Source organism: Vibrio sp. FF266 (assembly GCF_041439695.1).
GTDB classification, from domain to species: domain Bacteria; phylum Pseudomonadota; class Gammaproteobacteria; order Enterobacterales; family Vibrionaceae; genus Vibrio; species Vibrio tasmaniensis_A.
In genome coordinates this window covers 23219-42592 of record NZ_JBGOOO010000037.1, presented here as the reverse complement: position 1 = coordinate 42592, position 19374 = coordinate 23219, and the positions used below count along the sequence as shown (strand labels likewise).

The following is a 19374-nucleotide window of genomic DNA, read 5'->3' as shown; positions in this document are numbered from 1 at the left end:
CGCGATCATAAAAGCGTTGAACAAGCTCACTGGGTTAGGTATGCCTGAAACTTGCTGTATTGACTAAGAAACGCACGAAATGGGGCTGCTCTGTCTCTAACTGAATTACGCAACAAAGCCGTGCTGATGACACGCAAACTTGTCACCTCGCGATTCAGATAAAATGAGTTGTAACTTTATCTACCCGTTAGCTACATAAATTTCACATTAATTAAAGCCAGATCAATATGAACATTTTCATTGCAATCATGTAAAGCATGAACCTTATCTTTAATTAAATGCATATTTTCAAAAATATTATTCAGCTCGTTATGGTCAAATTTATCCTTTGGTAAGGACACGCCTAGACATAGTTCTTCGTTGTTTAGTCCAATCCAGCAGCTTCCAAGTAAGTCCCGCTGCATATTTAAACTTAACCAATCACTCATCTTATATTGGTCTACAATGACATGTAGAGGGGTATACAAGGTAAATAAATCTGATTGCTTTGGCGATTCTAGAACCCAAAGGCTTTCCTGATTATCGATTATTTCAATCGCATCGGATTCAACGGGGATCTCAATTCCCCATAGTTCAGCAAGTTCTGATAATACGGCTTCAAATTTCAACATTACACCTCAATAATTTACTTTGCGAAAACAAGGGATCACGTGCGATCATCAAGTTTTGTTTTTAAGCTTTGCTCTGTAGCCATTCGTTCGAACTTAGCAGTGCATCTAGTTGCTTTTTCGCTGGAGAGGCGATGGTAAATGGCCCCAATTTATAACTTTGGCAATCTGATTTTAGTGATTCAACTTGCTTTGCCACTAAATATTGCATCCAAGGTTTATTCGATAGGTCGGTTAATTTCATTGCCTCCGAACTGGTTGATATATCGTCTTTCAGTGCCTGTAAGTGTGAAATATCCATATATTGATAAGACAGACGTTCAGCTTCGTTTTCGGCACCTTTAGGGTGAAACAGCTGAATTAGTCGGCTTCTCCAACTTGGTTTTGGCTCTAACAATAGAGGTTTTAGATTCGTCAATTTTGCCATCATTCTATCTACATCAATATTTAATGGGTTAATGCCGAGTGTGTTTACATTGGCGACTTCGGCTTCATTTGGAAGTTTTTCGATATGGAAGCCAATGTTCTGATTTAACCTTGATAGGTGATTCTCGAATGAGTCTGTCTTTTCTTTGATTACAAAATTACTGCTTACAATGTTATCAAAGTCCCCAATACCGTAGGTTTTGTTCGTATCGAATAGCGTGTGTTTACTTTGATCATTTACAGGTAAATCTATGCTAGGGCTTAGTTCTTTAAACACTGTTCCTTGCCCTCTAAATTCTGTTTTTCTTTGTAGTTCGTTATTTTTATCAACAGAATTAGTTCTGTTCACTGCTTTTACTAAAGCTTTTTGGAAGTTACGACATTTTAAATCTGCTTCTGGAAACTCTTTTACATTAGACTGGTAGAGGTTAGTTTGAAGTTCAAGCTTTTGTAGCTGTGACGGTAATTGTTTCTGTTTTAGTGCATTAAGTTGTTCTTGTTCGCTCACTTCCTGTTTTACTACTTTTTGGAAGGTTGCAGCGGTTTCGGTAGATAAGTTGCTTTTTAATACCACCTTCAGTGTTGTAGGCAACAGTTGAGACATAGGACCTAGCGTAGAGGCCTTGTTAACTCTCAACATCTGCCCTAATGTTGTCTTATTTGTTAACGCTTTTTTTACTAACTTCCCTAAGGAACCATTAGGGGAGTGCTCTTCAGTTAGCTTACAAAACTTACTTGCAAATTCTTCAGCCATTTTAGGTAATGATTCAAGTTGGTAACACCCATTAGAGTATGTCATTGACCAATCATAAGAATAGCTCTGTGCGTATTCAGCATGTTTAGTGCTTGAGCTAGCATATGCGTTAAATAGTGATTCAAATTCTTTCTTGATAGAAGTGCTCTCATGCTCATAATAGTTTTGTAACTTAACGTCTGTTACTTGCTCTTTAGTCGCGTTTTTTTGATTGTCAGCTTGCTTGCTCTTTTCTATGGTTGTTTTTTCTGATGAGCTTATGCTGCCCTTAGATGTCTCTAGGCTTGGTTCTGATGTTACTCCTAGTGAAGTAGGCGCGGTTTTTGATGTCACATTAGTATCTGACACAGGCCTATCAACTAAAGGTGATACGACCGATGGCGACTTGAGTTCGATAGTATCTTTATGGCCTTTCTTCGGTGCTAGAGAAATAATCTCGCTGAAAGATTGTTGGACTAGAGCTTTAAATTTAGGGTAGAACTCACCTTTAGTTGGAGAGTGTCCTTTTGTTATATCTGAAAGTAACTGTTTAAAGCCCCCGACTTTACTTGGAAGTGGGCAGGTGACGTTGAAATCTTTGCTTACCGTTACATTCGCAATGTTTGACAGTTCTTTTACTCTTTTCTTTTCACTGCCAGGTTTACTTATCAAATACTCGGATAAAAAGTTTTCTAGTTTTTGTGAAAAAGACATTTTGTTTTGCGAGTAGAATTCTTGTGTCCCTTTTGGTGATGTATAGGCGTGATTGAAATGAGACTTGCCAGTCGTTGGGCTTGCGACGCTTGAACCTATAGAGGTTTGTTTTGCTGATGAGGCATGTACACTTTTTACGATACTTTGAGTTGATTCTGCGTGGTTGCTTTTCTTTATTGCTGTTGAGTTCATCGGTTGATGAATCGCTGAGATAGTAGGCATTGTGACCTCTTAGAACCTATATAAACACCGAGAGGGTAGTATAGGTTAAGAGTGCCAAGGGGGGCTCTCAGTATTGGCCTATTTTTTTTATATATCGAAATGAAAGGGGGCGAGCTACCTCCTTACCTTGACTAAGAACAGCTAGATGAAGTAAAAACGATAATTTATAAGAACCAGTGATTTAGCCAGTTTGCTATACTCCCCCCCTCCTGCTGTAAGTATGCTTGCAAGCTGGCAACTCACTAAATCCAATAGAACCGTTACTAAGCTCTGCTCTCGAAGACTTCAGGGGGTAAACACAGACTCTGACGACAGAGTCCGATCCTTGTTTACCCACTGCGGTGAATCCAAACACTTCGCAAAGAGCTTTACAGCATAACTCTTCTTGAGCATCAAGAACTGTTCAGGGGAACCTCACACTAGAGAGCTTAATTGCGTAACAAAGACGATTAAATTCATTTGTTCTTTGTGCTACACATCACGACAGTTTAGAAAATCAACAAAATAAAAGCCACTTTCGACATCGTAATTATACTATTTGTTGTTTACTAGCAAGATAAAACAGAAGGAATAAACGATGAACACATTACAAGTTCTAATAAAAGAGTTTTGTGAAATAAATGAACTACCTCCACTTTATTTTGCTGAAGAAAATCGTTGCCAATTATTAGTTGATGATCGTTACGTTATTTACTTTAGTGAGGCAGATCAAAACGATTTTGTTTTATCGGTGGTTTTTGGCGGTCTCGAAAAAAGCGGTGAACTGAGACTGAAAGGTCTTGAACTCATTGCGCATGCTAACTATTTCGGTATCGCGGATGGGAGCTTGACCCTTTCACTTGCACCAAATGGTAGGCAATTAGTTCTTGCGGGCAGAAAGCCGATTGAGTACTTAAACGCAGCGAGCCTATCAACTTGGTTTCACCTTCTAAATGAGCAAACCCTACTCTGGCAGGCTCGATTTGCAATGTTAGACCAAGACCCAACCCAATTTATCAATCCAGAACAATCCCACATTGAGACACTTAGAGTTTAAGGAGTTCACCCATGGTAATTTCAACTAGCCAAAGCCAGATTCCGAGCTTGGATCAATTTCGTACTGTCGCGGCACAAAAAGATAAGCGGGTGATCAGTAAGCACGGTAAAGCCAAAGAGCCGTCGACCTTTCATAAAGGGCAAAAGTTCACGGCAGTGAGTGACACCATATTGCGATCTACATATCAAAAGTACCACCAAGAAAATATTAAGACCCACCTTGATTTAAAACAGGCGCTGCTAAAAGAAGAAAAACCAGAAACGGCATTATTGGCATTCTCTCTTGTGAGCACAGCAGGGTATCGTGGCGAGCCTTTAACTGCGCGTAAGGTCCTCGAAGTCGTAAGCCTATTAGATGAAGTGAAGATTGACGATAAAGCTTATAAAAATCTAAAAAGCACGTTCGATTCGATCAGCAAAGACCCACGCTTACAAGTCAGCATCGAAAACCAATACCCAGGCAAAATGGACGGCTTAGGTGCTGAACTGCTTGAGATGGCAAAAGAAACAATCAAAGGGACTGGTATCAACGCAGTAATTAACTTGGCGTTACCAGGTGTTGGTTTGTTGATCGCCACGGGGCGTGAATTACATAAGTCGGCAGTCAATGGTGATGCTGAGGCGCACTATCACCAACTAGAACAGATTGCGCAATTGCCCGGTCATGACCAAAGGTTGGCATTGCCGATACAACAAGCATTAGCGCACGAGCACGCCACTCAATCTGCTGAAGGTGCGGTTGGAGCGACCTTAGGTATGGCGACGGGAAGCCTTGGTGCATTTGGTGTCACCTCTGTGGGCACAACTGGTGTCCTTGTTGTTGCAAAAGAAGCGCTAGGCAGTGTAGCAGCATCTGGCTTAATCACTGGTTCTGGGTTTGTAGCCGGTCAAGCGAGTTCCTACTGTCTGAACAACGAAGTTCAAGAGCAAATTCACCAAGAACCTATGTCTGGTGTGTTACCTCGAATTGAAGTGTCTAACAGCAAAGGGAAGTTCTCCTTTAGTATGCAAGATGCTGCATCAGGACGTGCTTTGATTGCGTACCTAGGCCCAAAAGAAGACAAATCTATGACATCACCTCAAGCACCGAAAGAAGCTCAGGATATGGAATTGGCGCGCTTAACGCTTAAGAAAATGTTGGGCTCTGATGCAAGTGAGAACTTGGTGCCAGATGTTGGATCAACGAATAAATTGAGTATCGAAGATACACCGAGCCAAACTGAGTCAGAGGCCAACAGTGCACTTAAGAAGTTGCTCAAAGAAGATTGGGACTGGCTAATGCCAGCAGTAAGATCTATCGACCAAGGAAAGGCACAGGATATCAATAAGACGTTGACTTACAAGCTCCCTCTAGATACACCGAACGGACGAGTATACTTGGATAAAAGCCCGAACCTCGATCAAGGCCAACTCTCGGCGCTAGAAAAGCTTGGTTCACCAAGTCAGCTAAGGTTGATGTACTTAGCAGAAGGCTGGATTTAATCGTCAATATCATACCCAAGTTATTGACGATGAAATTTTTCCGTTACACGCTCCCAAAGGACGAGTTCCCTTGGTTTGTATACCTTGTTTAACAGTTTTTGATTTAGAAGCATTGGCTCTACAAATTGTTGCCTCGCTTTCAAAACCCGACATTCTCGCCAAGCCAAGTATCTCGGGCAATAGATTTGAAAGAGGATAAGCAACTCAAGCTGAACTGAAGAACAGTTTCAATAGAATCATATATAAGGTTGGCCGTTGACGGATAGTCCCTCATTGTGTGCCAACCTTTGATATTCGAATAGCCTATTATTATCCGTTAATTTGATATCAGCGATGATTCCGAGCCTAGACGAGGTATTGAAAGGGCCCCGCGATAGTTAATCGCTATTGGCTTCGCAATCAAATGCCACTTAGCTTGTACTCAGTTTTTATCTGCCCCAACACGAGCTTATTTGATGAAGCATAAGCACTGATCATATGAATGGTGTCCGATAATGTATTCACGAATATCAAACCAGCCTTTTGCGCCCGCACCGCACATAACGAGCCAAAAAGGACTTCAAACAGGCAATCAGTAACACCCATTAAAGTAAAAATATGATCTAATTGAGGTCGTCGAACTCTTGCAGAAAATAGCTATGGATAGCCTTAATAAGACAGATTTTAAAAAACTAGCAAGCCAACAAAAAACCATTCAAATGAAGGTTTGTTTACTAGCACTTGCCCACTTCAAAGAAGGTCACTAGCACACTCAAATTGCTAAATACCTCAAAGTCAGTCGAACTAGTGTAAACAAATGGGTCCAGACATTTCTTGAAGAAGGATTGGAAGGACTTCAAGAGAAACCTCGCACAGGCAGGCCTGCATATCTCAATGTAGAGCAACGAAAACAACTCAGCGCGTTCATTAAGAAAGAAGCAGAGTCCCCTTCTGGCGGGCGCCTTGTCGGGAGCGATATACATGATTACATCGTGGAAAACTTTGATAAATACTACCACCCTAATTCTATCTATTATCTTCTCGACCACATGGGCTTTTCTTGGATAACTTCTCGATCCAAACACCCCAAACAATCACAGCAAATCCAAGACGATTTTAAAAAATTCAAAATAGAAACGATCCTTAAGATCCTCGGTCATATTGGGCTGGAGAGTGTTGATGTCTGGTTTCAAGACGAAGCTAGATTCGGACAACAAAACACAACGACACGCTTGTGGGCTGAAACAGGAACGCGCCCAAGGGCGCCAAAACAGCAGCAATTTGAGTACGCTTACCTGTTCGGTTCTGTTTGTCCTAGCTGAGGGATTGGAGAAGCTATGGTTGTGCCTTGGGTCAATAAAGACATTATGATCTAACACTTAAAGCAAATATCCGATATCACAGACAAAGGAAGGAAGGCATGCTGTAGTAATAATGGATGGCGCAGGTTGGCATACCGATGATATCGCCCACAAATTTGATAATGTCAGTATCATCAAACTTTCCCCATATTCGACAGAGCTTAACCCGATAGAACAAGTATGGAGTTGGTTACGACAACACTACTTAGCGAACCAAAGCTTCGAAGACTATGAGGACATTGTTTCCAAGGTATGCGTTGCGTGGAATAGGTTTCTTGAAGTGCCGAAAAGGGTATCGAAAATGTGCGCTAGAGAATGGATAGACTTGAGCAGTTAATTTTCCAGATTAATATCACTTACATTAAAAAAATAAAAGGAGCAAAGTAATACTGCTCCTTTTTGGTAGTAAATATTAGCAACCGATTATGGAATCTTTAGTCCAGTTTGTGGCTAGAAAAAATCACTTCAGATGGTGGGAACATGTTGGAAACCGGTGGATGAGCAATATCACCAAACATTCTCGCACCAAATGCTGAAGCTGCCCAAGGGTCTACAATTTTCACATCTTTATTCCATGAGCTTGGGTCTTTGATATCACTACCGTCCTGTCTACCAACCAAAACATACAAGTGCGTGCCTGAGTGTCCTTTCTTGAATGCCACTACTTCGACCTTAGTGTTTTGATTCGCATCACCCTGCATCCCTTGAATCATTTCAGCGGCCGCGGCAAAGGCAAACGTAGTACAGCAACCGGCTTTTGCGTCCTGAACGGATTTCGCAATGTTTTGAAGTGTCCCCATCTGAGGGCTATTGCCTCTTTGAGCCGCCACTTGAACCATGTTTGCTGACATGGTCGCTTTTTTATCTTGTTGAACTCTTGCTGGATTTGCGTAGAAGCCTTCTAGTCTTGGCTTCGCTTTCGCTTGATAGAACTCAGATCTCTTATCACCGAAGGTATTAAGGTCAGTACAAGCGAAATCACCCAACTTTTGCAGTGTAGCTTGGTGCTTTCTAATCAAGGCATCTGCTGGAGCGGTTTTACCTGCGCTGGATGGTTTTGAAGTGCTTGAAACACTTGGCCAATTCTCTCTAGGCCCTGTCGATAATCGCTCTAGGTCTTTAAGGTTTCCAAGAGTCAACTTATTTTCACCATTCAGTACGTTTTGCATCATAGCTTTGGCGACACCTTTTGGCAGACCTTGCTTAACCAATAGATCAACGACGATCGATTTCGCTTTGTTTTGGTGATTGATACGAGAGCTTACGCTTGTGTTTTTCGGCGCACCTTCTTTAACAAAGATGTCCTTGCCTCCGTGAGCCCGAACTTCTTTGTCGTCCGATTGGTTTTGTGTAGATAACTGTGCAGTGAGTTCGCTCAGCGAATGCATATGTGATGTATTGATATTTACCATAACCCTAACCTTTTAAACAGAGATGAAAGTATGCAGCTTTTTATGTTGCTCAATCGATTGAAACTGAGCCGTTAGATATTGCTTCCACAGTTCACAAAGCTCCATAAGCTGAGTAATCAGGATAGAAACACGACTCACTTCTGAGGTAAGTGGTATACTTATCTGCATGTGTACTTCATTGTTTTTAGGGTCTATACAGAACTGTACCCCACCTGACTCCCGGTATAAGAAGTTATATTCCAAAAGTGTTTTCAGTTTTTTAATTTCAAATGACTCTTCATCTTGGCAAACCTTGATTGAAAGTAACAGTTCTTCTCTCTCATCCAAGCCTTGAACTTCAATCTCTTTGCCTGCAGACATATATACTGTCCACATTTGATAATCATATGCAGTCACCCGTTCAATATCGAGTGTGTTACCAAGCTCAATTAGTAAGGTATTTACCTTATCCATACTCACCTACCATCCTGATATTTAATATTGATGTATCTATTTAAAATAAAAGATATAAAATTTCGAATTTAAATACACCTATCACATTATTTTATTTTCCATTGTTGCTGGTTAATTTTGTTAGATTAACCGTTTTTAGAAAAACAAATTCAGTATTCTGAACGAACGTTACTCTCTTATGAGGCGATAGTTAATAGAGCCTTTAAGATAATCAGAGTTCCCGTTGATGTAAGTATTGTGCTCAATAACAGTCACAGAATATGCCAGATATGGTCGGCTTTTTTTCATTTTAAGCCGTTTATAAAGATCGGATGGGAAGCTAAGATAAAACTAGAGAAATGGTAGAAAGGTACAGTGAATAGAAAGTAAAGCTCAAAAAGCCCAGCGTTTTTCTGAGCTTTCGAGAGTTAAAGATAAGCACGTCAAGACTGTATCTGTTGGCGCTCACTGAATTGCTTAGTGATCACCTGCTTAAGAGCTTGCAGTTGCCCGTCGATACTGGCATCGATAATACCGACTTCAGTTTCCAGTATGCACCCACCATTTTTGAGTCTCGCATCTGCAATAACGTCAACATAGCCGACCTCCGGGAAGTCACTGAGTATTAAGGAAACCTTATCTCGCACCTCTGTCACTTGCTCGGGGTGCACGTGCAGAATCACTTGTTTCTGATTACTGACCAGCTGAAGCGCTTCCCTCACCACTATTGCCGTTGTTTCCACATCGTCGAAACTACTGATAATTTTGCTTACGGCATCAAGCACTACGCCAGTGATTTTCTGTTCGACTTGCAAGTAGTACTCATTACATCGTGCAAGCGTTGACATCATAGTTTCTGCGCTCTCTATCTTCGCTTGATCGATACCATCCTGGTAACCACGCTGTCTTTCTAACTCATAAGCATCGTCAGCTTTTGTAATAATGCTCTCGGCTTTAGAGTGTGCAGCTTCAACCAAGTGTTGCGAATCTAAATAACTCACATAATCCTTTGCTTTGAGAATCTTTAGACCTGTAGCCAACTGCAAGTTGTCAGTTTTTATTTCAACAAATGAAACCATTGAGGGATTACCTGTTTTGCGATTTTCTTTATAAGTCGATAAGCAAGATCTCGATGCGTTTCATCGAACCAATCAGCACTGAGTTTTGTTTGGGTTAATGAACAATCGAGCTTGAACTGCCACCTTTGTACAAGCTCTGATGGTGATTTCTCCAGTAAAAATGTGACCCATAGATACCCAAGTTCACGGGCTGCCTTTTCAAAGCTGGCTTCATCTAAACTCGCCGGCAATGTTTTTTGCCAACCGTTTGGCCAATTTGAGATCATCATTGGCCCGTGTTGAATTAAAAAACGCGTTTCATCGACACCAAAAATATGATTGAGGCACTGCTTTGGTTGTTTCAAGACAACTTGGCGCATCGATTCACAATACATTGCCCCACCAATCAGCAACAGTAATTTGTTAGTCGTTTCAACTGGAAGTAACACCAAACTATTAAATGGATGATTAAAAACATGATCAGTAATCGTTGATAGCTGCCATTCTTCAATACACCATTGATTGATCGCAGCCTGGTGTCTCCAGTCTTGGACTCGTAATAACCAAGGCTGTTTCTTGCTTATCCAACTCTCATCAATATAACTGCAAGGACAATAATTAAACTGATGATAAATCTGAGAAACTGGCGTATCAGAATTAACCACGTTGCGCATTCCTACGACACCATGCAAACGTCGCTGCGTTAGAACCGATGATAAGTAGTAACAAGAAAACGAGGATAGCAATCAAGTTGCTTGCCGTGTCCTTGGTCACTTGAATAGACAAAATGCTTTCAAATTGCTTGCTTTGAGCCGTCACACGAACTTCCGAAGATGGTACTATGACAACGCTAATACGTTCGTAGTTAAGCCCTTCAATACTATTGTTCACTAACTGCTTAATTTGAGGTACATAAGAGTCGAGTGCCACATCCGCTGCGTGTTTAATAAACACTGATGCAGAAGCAGGAGTTGGACGTTCACCTGGACGAAGGTTTTTATCTTCAAGTACAATGTGAACGCGTGCCACTAACACTCCATCAATTTGTGACAGCGTTGATGATAGTTCTTGCGATTTCGCGTATATAAGCCTCGCCCTTTCTGCAATCGGAGACGAAATCAGGTCATCTTTCGGAAACACTTCTTTGAGTGTTGAGAACTGCTCTTTCGGGTAGCCTTTACGTTTCAGAGCATCAACCGAAAATGCGACTTGAGCGTTATCTACCATCAATTTTATGGTGTTGTCTTTATCCGGTTCTTTGGTTGCCACGACCCCCTCAGAAAGCAGAATAGACAGCATTTCATTGCCTTCTTTCTGGCTTACTCCAGTGTATAGCTCCGTCTGACAGCCAGCTAAAAATAACACGAGTAACATGCACACGGCACGTATTGTCTTCATCATGACTATTGGGCCTTCAACAATGTTTCTACATTCTGTGTCGTTTTACCTACCGTCTTGGCAATCAGCTCCTCTTGAAAGGTAATTCGACTCAACGCCCATTGCATCTGCAAGAGCTGAGCAGGGTCGTCACCAACCATTGCCATGCTATCGGTTAAGTTAGTTTTTGCATTGTCGATGGTGTTTTTCAGTTCGCTAATGTTTTCTAACAAGCCACCTTCTAAACCGTGGTTTCCCTCAGGCGATAGCATCGCTTGCTCGAAACGCTCACTAAGTCCCGCTTCAGCTTGTGCGTCTTGCACTTGCTCGAGGTTGGTTTGCATCACTTCTGTGTACTGCGTATTAATCATATCCGTTCCTATGAGAGGTCTAGTTTGTGGCTGTAACTCAACATGTTCTTGACCATGGCATTCTTTTGTATAACAAAGCTCAGTTCTTTTCGGACCACCTCCAATACTGGAGCTTGGGCAGGGATGTCTTTCAACTCACCCCAACAGTGCCAAAGCGCTTGTTCTTTTTGCGCACCAAGTGGGAAATGTTCAGAAAGCAACGCTTTCAACTCTCGGCGGTCTTTAGGGGGAGTCGCTAGCAAGCGCCCTGAAAAACTGCCCAACAGCTCATGCTTAAATAATGCCAACAATTCTGGTGATGCTTTATCAGTGCCTTTTGCGCTTTGTTCCTGACTAAAGGCATACCATAAGGCTTTTTTTTTCTCACTAGGCGAAATAAACGCGTCTTTAAGCGTTCTGCTAAGCGCTGCTGCGCTGAAGTCTCCAGAACGTTTTAGTGCTTCGTACCACTCTTTAATAGCTGCTGTTCTACCTTTAGACCGCGTGACACTATCCGTATTTTTTTTCGTAGTCGGTATGTTCTTATCTGGTGGGTTCTCACTCATCAAACGGTTCATCTTGTTCGCATCAGGTGTATCATTCCGGGGTGCTTTCGGCACCTGACTGAGCATGTTGTTGATTCCGTGGCTTTCAACCTTCATTAAAGGTTCCTGATGTCTTTAGAAAAACTCATGGCAAAGGCTTGGTTTTCTTCATTGCCTTTTAATGCCATATCTAACCACGATTCGGCTTTGCTTAAGAGCCCAGCTTTTCCTGCCGCTAGCGCAGCCAGACCGATTAAGTCTGGGCGTGTCACGCAAAGCGGTTCAAGTAAACGATGAGCGTCCTCGTACAAGCCACGATTCATCAAACTCATTGAACGAATCATAGCAACGACTTCTTCTGCATCACCTTGCAACTCAAGGCATTCCGCAATGGTATTTGCCTCTTCATGACGATGCAGACCGGTTGCCATCAACGCTGTCTCAGCCAGAAGTAAACACATGCCTTTATCCATAGGTTATACCTTCTGCAGAATTGATTGCATCACGTCTTTGATTGCACGTGTTGTGGTCGCATTGATGTTATATACCACAGACCATTTGTTGATTGTATGCTGTAGCTCTGCAAGCTTTGAAGGATCGTCTGCGTTCGTTTCTAAGTTTTTGATCGCGGTGTTTACCGCTTCATTCGCTGTTTTTGATTGCTGTAACAATTTAGCTTTAACTGCGTCGAGGTTAACGCCTTTACTCGAATCATAAAATGACATATATATCGCCTTCTTTTATTTGTTGTCTAGAAATGTTTCAATTACCGCTAATGCTGCTTGATAAGCCTCGTGCTGTTTGTGTAGCAACTGGTATTCTTTTGGTGAACAGCCAAGATGGAGCTGACGCTTTATCGCTGATTGCGCTTGCTTGAACTTAAAAATGATCACCTCTTTTTCTTGCTGCCCTGAATCGCCTTGTAATAACTGCTCAAGATTAGTCATTGTTATTTTCACCTTCATACTCTAGATCAATAGTGATTACCCGCCCGCGTTTTACGAGTTCAATTCCTGCCGGAGTAACGCTTGAAATACGGTACCCTTGAGGAGTGCGAGCTCCTACCATGTAACGAACATTGTCAGTGAGGATGACATAAGGAAATAGGCCAAAATTCACGCTACGAAACGGAAAATCGATGTTTGTTCCTTTGCTCACTTTAGGAATAGATTTCAAGACAAGATATGGTTTCTCGCCATACTGCTCTCGAAAATCTCTCGTTACACCATAAAATCGAGTTGTTTCAACATCATCAAGCTCGCCACGAACTTCAATACGATCACCGCTAGTAACAAGCTGAACTTTCTTTAAGAGCTCCGCTTCTCCTAACAACTCTTTTAGAGTAACCATGTATGCCCCCGCCCTTTGTAGCTCTACTTTCCAAGCGATAAGCCCTGGGACATCTCGTTCTAAGATCTGCTCAACTTGGTTCCAACGACTTGCATCATCAATGTAACCCGTTAACAGCAGCGTACCTGTCTCGTTACCATTTTCTACTTTTACTTGGTGATAACCGAGGTTTCGTAAGATAAAACGCACACCACGACGTATCTCTTCCATCGTTCTCAGGTCACTCTTGTAGTTGATACCTAATGCATCAATTCGACCAAGCAGTTGTACCTTTTGCGTTCTATCTTCTACGTAACCTTCAAGTACAGCCTGTAGAGCATTGGCATTCCATTCAACGCGAACATCGTTCAACTCGAGTTCACTAAGAATATTACGTACCAAGACTATCGGCTCCGCTTCTGTGATTACGTCTTTGTCGCTCGCATGCACTTGGTCGTACCAAATACCTATAAAGATAACGCTTGGGATCAGGCCACAAATCAATCCGATGAGCAGCATTTTCTTCCAACCCGATGATGGTTTATGGCCAATTGGTTTCGCTTGCTTGCTTGCTACGTCATTTGCCATCTCAATAACTAAATCATCTTCCAAATAACCAACAGCAAATGTTAAACGACCCACAGAAACCAAGGCTTTTCGCGACAAATCAACGCCACCGGCATCAACGGCGATAATTTCGTTATTGACTGAGACTTCTTCACACTCACGTAGTGAAACCGTTTCACCATCGCAAACTAAAACGAGGTGACTTGCTTTAATGCCAGAGTCGGTTAAGACTAAATCAGCGGTAAAGTCATCACTACCCAATACCAATGAATCGTTGGGTAAAGTGACTTCCACTCCGGAATGAACACCGGAAAGAATACGAATTTTCCATTGTTGCATTGAGGTTACTGCTCCTCTAATGGTCGAACGCAATGATTCTCTGAGCCATTACACTCTTTAATTTGTACTCTCCACCCTTTCTGCCCCGTAGGAAGCTCACATTCTGCTAACAACGATGACTTTCCTTGTGACAACAAATCTTGCTGATAACGTACTGCTTGTACTTCCTTTGTACAGCTGTACAAAGCAAGTGCTGATTTAAGGCCTGCACTGTTATTGGAAATACTATTCAACGTGCCAATCTTTGGCCTTAAGTCATATTCATTTCCGATAAGTACGTTGTCTCCGATACCATCGACAACAATTCTTGGTTCTATAATGAACATACGTACTGTTCTTCTCGTGGAGCTTTCCGTGCTTCTAAACAAAGCGCCGAGGTATGGAATATCTCCTAACAAAGGAACTTTTCGAAGCTTGTTGCTAATTTCATCACGGTATACTCCACCAATCAGCAAGCTTTGCCCCTGCTTTACCGTTGCCAAAGTACTAATTTCTGTTTTACGAATTGAAGGAACACCATCAATGTCACCATCGGGGATTTCCGCACCATCTTCTAGATGCAAACTCAAATTGATTTCAGGTCTTTCAACCAAACGGTCGCCAACGATGCGAGGTACAATTTTCAATAACGTTCCATAAGTCACTTTCTCTAGTGCTGCGGTTTCTTTGCCTATCAACTTGACATAAAATGTACTGCTGTTATTAAGGACCGCTTCCACATTTTCTTGTGTTAACAAGGTTGGTCTGGAAACCACTTGCGCACTACCTCTAGATTCAAGCAAACGAATTTGAGCCAATAAATAATTTAGGTTCGTCGCATCAAGCAGAGACTTAAAATTTTGCCCACTACCAAGCTTGACATCACCATTACCTACGTCACCAGTTGTTTTGAGGTCCAAAATACTGTTGTTACCCACTGCAAGACCAGCTCGCCAGTCAACACCCAACTGACTTAAGTCATTAGCACTAATATCAACGATAGAAAGTGCGACTTCGATCCTTGACTGCGGTTGATCTAACTGCGCCACCAACTTGTGATACAGCGGTAATCGAGCTTTTGTATCACGCACAATGATTGCATTTAAACCTGGTTCTGCTTCAACCGATGCACCGCTATGTAAAGAGACATCATTAGCAATTTTCTTAGGCGTATTGGTTATTACTTCTTCGTTCTTTTTCGCCACTTTAACCTGAGTTTGAACACCTGAAAGCACTCGGCTTAGTACCGAAGCAATCCCAGGAACCGTGACACCTTGGTCACGATAACTGATCTCTCGATCTGTCGCAGATGCATACTTCAAGGGAATAATATCGACAAACAATTCATCTGTTGAATTGGATTTCTGTACCAGTCTGCTTTCCAGTGCTTCTGCCGTTTGCACAACTAAATCGACGTATCTCGGTGGGCCAGCTAAGTAAACCAGCCCCTTATTTTCCGCTGCACGCCAGCCGTAACGAGAATCCCAAATTCCTGTCGAGATCAGGGTGCTACGTAATTCGCGAGCTGTTAACAGTTCGAGCTGCAACAATTGTGAACGGGTTTCTGTCGCTTTGTATACATGCAGCACTGCACCGTCGAAGTACCACATCAAGTTGTAAACCTGTGCCAGATAATCGAGAAACTCGGCTGGATCTTCTGGTGAAAATCGACCACTGGCTCGGTCATTTACCTTGTCGCTAACCGACACTGAAACACGGTAGTTTGCGCCAAAGTTATTCAGCAGTTCTTTTAGTGAATCATTGTCCGCGTAATAACGAAACGGTTGATCGACCCAATCAAGCTCAGAGGTATGTGAAGGAACTGCTATTATCAAACTTGAAACGTACACTACTGACAGCACGATTCTGCTTATTTGTGACTTTAAAACTGCAAGCATTATGGGATCCAAACACTGTGACTAACAGTATGATTAACACGTTGATGTTCGAGCAAATCATTGAACTGCTCCACTAAATTTACGTGCTGAGCAAGCTGCGTGCAAAGCTCTTCTGTCGTTGCACTTTCCATAATCATCTTCCCTTGCATAATCAACTGTTCTTTGTCATTCACCGTCAACGTGCTGCGTGTATCTCGCAACGTTTTCAAGGAGAGCTGCATACAATGTTTTAGCGCCTGCTCTTTTTGAAAATCAAGGTGCGATTCAAAATAAAATGGGAGTACGGTTTCCCACAAGATCCATGATGAGTGCTGGCTAATATTAAGCTGCATCTGGTCAACTTCGATATCATAGGAACCATTACTTGAGGCAATAAAATCCCCCTCCCTTAACGTTTCCGCTAGGGATTTCATCATTTTATCTAACATATTTAGTCCTATTTAAATCTGCCTGAGATTGTTACAAGCTTGCCCGCACTCATTGTTTTGAATATCAACGTAGTAATGATCCACTCTGCCAACGGTTTGCATATCTTGAAACCATTGCCAAATTTTAGCGACGGCATTTAGATCGCTGAACACAAGCTCACATGCATCCCAAATATCGCTCAGCTCAGGAGCTTGTACTCGAGCCTGGCTACACCATATTTTCCATTCAGATATAAATTTATCTGATATTCTACTGTACTCATATAAGTCCTTGAGTTTATCTAGAGTTGGCTTCCACTCTTCAACTAGTGCTCGATGAGATTCAATAACTTGATTTTGTTGCTCATTGAGAACGCGAAGTTGGTCATGCAATTCACTATGCTGATTCTCAATGAGATCCAACTGTTGTTCAGCAAAAAATGTGCTACTCGCTTCTCCGGACAATCTCATCCAATACTCTTTCTGAATACTCAGTTGATTGATTAACTGTTCAAGCTTGATGGAGTCTTGTAGCGCCCTCTGATCCGTTTGCTGATTGCACCATTCATTTAAGGTTAAATACATCGAAAGAATTAGTGTCTTAGGTGACGCTAGATTGAAGCGGTAACCTAATCGCTGATTAATGTAATCCAGTCTTTGTTCAAAAGAGTTCAACACCCGTTCGTCACTTAGTTGCCCACCCACTTCTAAGAAAAGGCGCATAGCAGAGCGGTCTAAACACGTTCCAAGCTTTTGATATGTTTTAATTAGCTGACTTGCACATAAACAATCAACAACATTACGATCAAGCAAGCGCTGCAGTAAAGACAATTGGTCGTAACTCAGAACACCTTCACTGAGTAGCTGTCTGTGGTTTACATTAACAACGTTAAGCTCTTGTGTTGATTTAGGTAAGCCCTCGTACCTTGCGCCTCGCTGCAATACAGTGACCTTCCTCTGCAGCACAATGTTGTTAGGAAAAAGCGAACGGCGTCGCCAATGCTGCTTTTTCATTTTAATCTTCTCCGTATCTACTTCGAGCAATCCAGAAGGAAGTAGAGATAATAGTTTTGTTCATCGTTACGCTGAGCATAATAGGGTTTACACCCGTTAATGCCTTTCAAAATTAGTCAGAAAATTTTAGTCGTCAGACATTTCGCTTAACAATTACTACCGGATCATCTCCAGAACGGACCTTACTTGGTGTCGTTCCAAAGCGACGACGGTAACTTTGTGTAAAGTAAGACTGGCTTGAAAACCCCGCTTCCATCGCAACATCGACAATGTTCATCTTGCTTGTGAGCAATAGTTTGTGAGCGTGTAATAAACGACGTTCACTGATCCAAGCTCTAGGGGAGATACCATAATATTCGTTAAAAAGCTCTTTAAACGTAGTCAGACTCGCACCAAACTCTTGAGCATAGTCTGTCAGTTTCCACTCTTTAAGATAATGAAGATCCATAAAGCGACGGAGTCTCTCTGAGGTTCGATTTGTCAGTTGTGATAACAACGCGTAGAGGTGTTCACCTTGGTCACCATGCAGTAACAAGATGAGCATTTCCTCATACTTTAAGCGCATAATAGCATCAGGAAAAGATTGCTCTTCTAGAGTATTAATCCCTAATAACGTCTGTTCTATCAATAAGTTTAGAGTAAAAGGGAATAATCCAGACTGTACATCCTCAACCTTTGGCAACGACATCAAAAGGTCACTATGCTTTTGCAATAGTTGACTCACCAGTTCATTGTCAAATTCGATAACCGAAGCCGCATATTGACCGCCTATCGGTGTGTATTCTAGTAAGTAATCCCCTTGAGAAAGATAAACCCCTCGACCAGCGACCACGTCTAGCGTACAACCCCCGGTTTGCACCCTCAATTGACCATTGTGAACGATAACAATATGAGACTGGCTAGAATGAAACACTTCATCGTATTTTTCATAGCAGCACGCACCATGAATTTTTCGCAAGTGCGAGTCGACCCTTTCGGCGTTTAGTCGGCCTAACACATCCATTTTCTACCCTTCATAATTTTAATTCCTCCAGTTCAAACAAGAGAAACTGTCGAAGCCAGCAGTGCGATTGCAAATGCAGACCGATTACCAATAAATAGTCCATAACACTACCATCCAACCCGAATAATAACGAATAACCAAGCGCTAACTTCGATAGCAAAAATAATTCTGGCAAAAAAGTATTTTTGATATCGTCGTGACATATTTTTGATAGTTAATTAGTATTTTCTAATTTTCAACTAGTGATACAAAAAGAAATTTTACATTAAACACATGAACGTGGTATTTTTAAAGTTCGCTTGATTTACATTCCAACCAATAAGTGCGACATGCTTTATTAAAGCACCTGGGGATAGCCATATATATTCAAAGGAACTGATGCTTACATAATAAAAAACCCAATGACCTTATTTTAAATATACCTAGAACTAGGATATCCTCCAACGCATTAAACATAATAATAAAGGAAAATATTACTTCCTAGTAATTATTATAAGCCTCTAGGTTTAAGTTGGTATATACACTGCCTTGCGTAAAGATATATCGCTCTTCCTTTTTTGCGATAATCTCACCTTGATAACGCAATATCGCGCGCACTTTCATCTCGCCATTTCCAGCTTGAATCGGAGCAATAACAAACGAGTATTGAACGGGTAACTGAACCCCTTGATACTCTTGTTGTAAAACAGTAAAACACTGACTATCTAAAACCTGACACACATCGACGCTTAGAAATGTACTCACTGGAGCGGTGTAATTATCAAACGTTATCCAACCAAATAGTGCTCCTTGAAGATGATTAGAAAACCCATTTGACACTGGGTTTTTGGTTGCACAACCGCTTAGCATCAATGCAAGGAATATTAAGCAATAAGAGTTCTTTTTCATAGGAGACAAGTATTCATCTAAATTGTCAGTGACAAAGTTATGGTTACCCATGGCATCAAAGCGGTTTAATCCAGTAATAAGGGGCATTTCGCTATACTCGCTATGGTTATCCGTTGTTATCTATCAAGGGCTGGAGCAATTTGACCACTGCAATTAGTATCATCAATACAGAGACCCCCCTTCGTATGGAGCACGCATAGCCTCTTTGCACGGTCG

The 19374-nt window shown here is 41.7% G+C and carries 20 protein-coding genes and 1 pseudogene; 3 read left to right on the top strand and 18 right to left on the bottom strand.

What is annotated here, in order from left to right; translation table 11 throughout:
- Positions 1 to 191 precede the first annotated feature (191 nt).
- Both ACED59_RS20160 and ACED59_RS20155 read right to left on the bottom strand, forming a co-directional pair.
- Positions 192 to 611, bottom strand: coding sequence for a type III secretion system chaperone (locus ACED59_RS20160; RefSeq protein ID WP_017096482.1), 420 nt, complete (start codon positions 609 to 611; stop codon positions 192 to 194).
- A 61-nt stretch (positions 612 to 672) separates the two neighbouring features.
- On the bottom strand, positions 673 to 2703 hold the full coding sequence (locus ACED59_RS20155) for a hypothetical protein (protein WP_017096481.1): 2031 nt from the start codon (positions 2701 to 2703) through the stop codon (positions 673 to 675).
- Positions 2704 to 3280: 577 nt separating this feature from the next.
- On the opposite strand from ACED59_RS20155, the gene ACED59_RS20150 reads away from it, so the two are divergent.
- The 3 genes and pseudogenes from ACED59_RS20150 to ACED59_RS20140 all read left to right on the top strand — a co-directional run bounded on the left by ACED59_RS20150 (position 3281) and on the right by ACED59_RS20140 (position 6897).
- Complete coding sequence (locus ACED59_RS20150; RefSeq protein ID WP_017096480.1) at positions 3281 to 3739, top strand: CesT family type III secretion system chaperone; 459 nt, start codon at positions 3281 to 3283, stop codon at positions 3737 to 3739.
- 11 nt (positions 3740 to 3750) lie between these two features.
- Positions 3751 to 5220 (top strand): hypothetical protein, encoded by a 1470-nt coding sequence (locus tag ACED59_RS20145; RefSeq protein ID WP_017096479.1) that lies wholly within the window; start codon positions 3751 to 3753, stop codon positions 5218 to 5220.
- A 638-nt stretch (positions 5221 to 5858) separates the two neighbouring features.
- A pseudogene (locus ACED59_RS20140) lies at positions 5859 to 6897 on the top strand (IS630 family transposase).
- Positions 6898 to 6994: 97 nt separating this feature from the next.
- Here ACED59_RS20140 and ACED59_RS20135 read toward each other — a convergent pair.
- The 16 genes from ACED59_RS20135 to ACED59_RS20060 all read right to left on the bottom strand — a co-directional run bounded on the left by ACED59_RS20135 (position 6995) and on the right by ACED59_RS20060 (position 19245).
- Positions 6995 to 7972 carry a hypothetical protein gene (locus ACED59_RS20135; RefSeq protein ID WP_017096476.1) on the bottom strand — a complete coding sequence of 326 codons (978 nt, stop codon included), beginning with the start codon at positions 7970 to 7972 and terminating at the stop codon, positions 6995 to 6997.
- A 12-nt stretch (positions 7973 to 7984) separates the two neighbouring features.
- On the bottom strand, positions 7985 to 8425 hold the full coding sequence (locus ACED59_RS20130; RefSeq protein ID WP_017096475.1) for a type III secretion system chaperone: 441 nt from the start codon (positions 8423 to 8425) through the stop codon (positions 7985 to 7987).
- Positions 8426 to 8847: 422 nt separating this feature from the next.
- On the bottom strand, positions 8848 to 9483 hold the full coding sequence (locus ACED59_RS20125) for an HrpE/YscL family type III secretion apparatus protein (protein ID WP_017096474.1): 636 nt from the start codon (positions 9481 to 9483) through the stop codon (positions 8848 to 8850).
- Positions 9462 to 10136 carry a SctK family type III secretion system sorting platform protein VscK gene (gene vscK / locus ACED59_RS20120; RefSeq protein WP_017096473.1) on the bottom strand — a complete coding sequence of 225 codons (675 nt, stop codon included), beginning with the start codon at positions 10134 to 10136 and terminating at the stop codon, positions 9462 to 9464. Before vscK ends, ACED59_RS20125 begins: the two co-directional genes overlap by 22 nt.
- Complete coding sequence (gene sctJ / locus ACED59_RS20115; protein WP_029223148.1) at positions 10120 to 10863, bottom strand: type III secretion system inner membrane ring lipoprotein SctJ; 744 nt, start codon at positions 10861 to 10863, stop codon at positions 10120 to 10122. The genes vscK and sctJ overlap by 17 nt, the downstream gene beginning before the upstream one ends.
- Before the next feature lie 2 nt (positions 10864 to 10865).
- Positions 10866 to 11210, bottom strand: a complete 345-nt coding sequence (gene sctI, locus ACED59_RS20110; protein WP_017096471.1) for a type III secretion system inner rod subunit SctI — start codon at positions 11208 to 11210, stop codon at positions 10866 to 10868.
- A gap of 8 nt (positions 11211 to 11218) precedes the next feature.
- Positions 11219 to 11851 carry a YopR family T3SS polymerization control protein gene (locus ACED59_RS20105; RefSeq protein ID WP_017096470.1) on the bottom strand — a complete coding sequence of 211 codons (633 nt, stop codon included), beginning with the start codon at positions 11849 to 11851 and terminating at the stop codon, positions 11219 to 11221.
- The gene (locus tag ACED59_RS20100; protein ID WP_017096469.1) at positions 11851 to 12207 is read right to left on the bottom strand and encodes a YscG family type III secretion system chaperone; all 357 of its coding nucleotides are present in this window, start codon (positions 12205 to 12207) and stop codon (positions 11851 to 11853) included. Before ACED59_RS20100 ends, ACED59_RS20105 begins: the two co-directional genes overlap by 1 nt.
- A 3-nt stretch (positions 12208 to 12210) precedes the next feature.
- Positions 12211 to 12459 carry a type III secretion system needle filament subunit SctF gene (gene sctF / locus ACED59_RS20095; RefSeq protein ID WP_017096468.1) on the bottom strand — a complete coding sequence of 83 codons (249 nt, stop codon included), beginning with the start codon at positions 12457 to 12459 and terminating at the stop codon, positions 12211 to 12213.
- Positions 12460 to 12474: 15 nt separating this feature from the next.
- Positions 12475 to 12681: an EscE/YscE/SsaE family type III secretion system needle protein co-chaperone gene (locus ACED59_RS20090; RefSeq protein ID WP_017096467.1), complete on the bottom strand. Its 207-nt coding sequence runs from the start codon at positions 12679 to 12681 to the stop codon at positions 12475 to 12477.
- A complete protein-coding gene (gene sctD, locus ACED59_RS20085) occupies positions 12674 to 13969 on the bottom strand; it encodes a type III secretion system inner membrane ring subunit SctD (protein ID WP_017096466.1) in 1296 nt (431 codons plus the stop codon). Before sctD ends, ACED59_RS20090 begins: the two co-directional genes overlap by 8 nt.
- Before the next feature lie 5 nt (positions 13970 to 13974).
- A complete protein-coding gene (gene sctC / locus ACED59_RS20080; protein WP_017096465.1) occupies positions 13975 to 15846 on the bottom strand; it encodes a type III secretion system outer membrane ring subunit SctC in 1872 nt (623 codons plus the stop codon).
- Complete coding sequence (locus ACED59_RS20075) at positions 15846 to 16274, bottom strand: YscB family type III secretion system chaperone (RefSeq protein WP_017096464.1); 429 nt, start codon at positions 16272 to 16274, stop codon at positions 15846 to 15848. Before ACED59_RS20075 ends, sctC begins: the two co-directional genes overlap by 1 nt.
- A 12-nt stretch (positions 16275 to 16286) precedes the next feature.
- On the bottom strand, positions 16287 to 17267 hold the full coding sequence (locus tag ACED59_RS20070) for a T3SS regulon anti-activator ExsD domain-containing protein (RefSeq protein ID WP_102249941.1): 981 nt from the start codon (positions 17265 to 17267) through the stop codon (positions 16287 to 16289).
- 133 nt (positions 17268 to 17400) lie between these two features.
- The gene (locus tag ACED59_RS20065) at positions 17401 to 18270 is read right to left on the bottom strand and encodes an AraC family transcriptional regulator (protein WP_017096462.1); all 870 of its coding nucleotides are present in this window, start codon (positions 18268 to 18270) and stop codon (positions 17401 to 17403) included.
- A 480-nt stretch (positions 18271 to 18750) separates the two neighbouring features.
- A complete protein-coding gene (locus ACED59_RS20060; RefSeq protein ID WP_017096461.1) occupies positions 18751 to 19245 on the bottom strand; it encodes a YscW family type III secretion system pilotin in 495 nt (164 codons plus the stop codon).
- Between the last annotated feature and the right edge of the window lie 129 nt (positions 19246 to 19374).

What these genes read in the sequence shown, in the direction of transcription:
- ACED59_RS20160 (WP_017096482.1), bottom strand. Translation starts at nt 611, where the DNA reads ATGTTGAAATTTGAAGCCGTATTATCAGAACTTGCTGAACTATGGGGA.
- ACED59_RS20155 (WP_017096481.1), bottom strand. Translation starts at nt 2,703, where the DNA reads ATGCCTACTATCTCAGCGATTCATCAACCGATGAACTCAACAGCAATA.
- ACED59_RS20150 (WP_017096480.1), top strand. Translation starts at nt 3,281, where the DNA reads ATGAACACATTACAAGTTCTAATAAAAGAGTTTTGTGAAATAAATGAA.
- ACED59_RS20145 (WP_017096479.1), top strand. Translation starts at nt 3,751, where the DNA reads ATGGTAATTTCAACTAGCCAAAGCCAGATTCCGAGCTTGGATCAATTT.
- ACED59_RS20135 (WP_017096476.1), bottom strand. Translation starts at nt 7,972, where the DNA reads ATGGTAAATATCAATACATCACATATGCATTCGCTGAGCGAACTCACT.
- ACED59_RS20130 (WP_017096475.1), bottom strand. Translation starts at nt 8,425, where the DNA reads ATGGATAAGGTAAATACCTTACTAATTGAGCTTGGTAACACACTCGAT.
- ACED59_RS20125 (WP_017096474.1), bottom strand. Translation starts at nt 9,483, where the DNA reads ATGGTTTCATTTGTTGAAATAAAAACTGACAACTTGCAGTTGGCTACA.
- vscK (WP_017096473.1), bottom strand. Translation starts at nt 10,136, where the DNA reads ATGCGCAACGTGGTTAATTCTGATACGCCAGTTTCTCAGATTTATCAT.
- sctJ (WP_029223148.1), bottom strand. Translation starts at nt 10,863, where the DNA reads ATGATGAAGACAATACGTGCCGTGTGCATGTTACTCGTGTTATTTTTA.
- sctI (WP_017096471.1), bottom strand. Translation starts at nt 11,210, where the DNA reads ATGATTAATACGCAGTACACAGAAGTGATGCAAACCAACCTCGAGCAA.
- ACED59_RS20105 (WP_017096470.1), bottom strand. Translation starts at nt 11,851, where the DNA reads ATGAAGGTTGAAAGCCACGGAATCAACAACATGCTCAGTCAGGTGCCG.
- ACED59_RS20100 (WP_017096469.1), bottom strand. Translation starts at nt 12,207, where the DNA reads ATGGATAAAGGCATGTGTTTACTTCTGGCTGAGACAGCGTTGATGGCA.
- sctF (WP_017096468.1), bottom strand. Translation starts at nt 12,459, where the DNA reads ATGTCATTTTATGATTCGAGTAAAGGCGTTAACCTCGACGCAGTTAAA.
- ACED59_RS20090 (WP_017096467.1), bottom strand. Translation starts at nt 12,681, where the DNA reads ATGACTAATCTTGAGCAGTTATTACAAGGCGATTCAGGGCAGCAAGAA.
- sctD (WP_017096466.1), bottom strand. Translation starts at nt 13,969, where the DNA reads ATGCAACAATGGAAAATTCGTATTCTTTCCGGTGTTCATTCCGGAGTG.
- sctC (WP_017096465.1), bottom strand. Translation starts at nt 15,846, where the DNA reads ATGCTTGCAGTTTTAAAGTCACAAATAAGCAGAATCGTGCTGTCAGTA.
- ACED59_RS20075 (WP_017096464.1), bottom strand. Translation starts at nt 16,274, where the DNA reads ATGTTAGATAAAATGATGAAATCCCTAGCGGAAACGTTAAGGGAGGGG.
- ACED59_RS20070 (WP_102249941.1), bottom strand. Translation starts at nt 17,267, where the DNA reads ATGAAAAAGCAGCATTGGCGACGCCGTTCGCTTTTTCCTAACAACATT.
- ACED59_RS20065 (WP_017096462.1), bottom strand. Translation starts at nt 18,270, where the DNA reads ATGGATGTGTTAGGCCGACTAAACGCCGAAAGGGTCGACTCGCACTTG.
- ACED59_RS20060 (WP_017096461.1), bottom strand. Translation starts at nt 19,245, where the DNA reads ATGCCCCTTATTACTGGATTAAACCGCTTTGATGCCATGGGTAACCAT.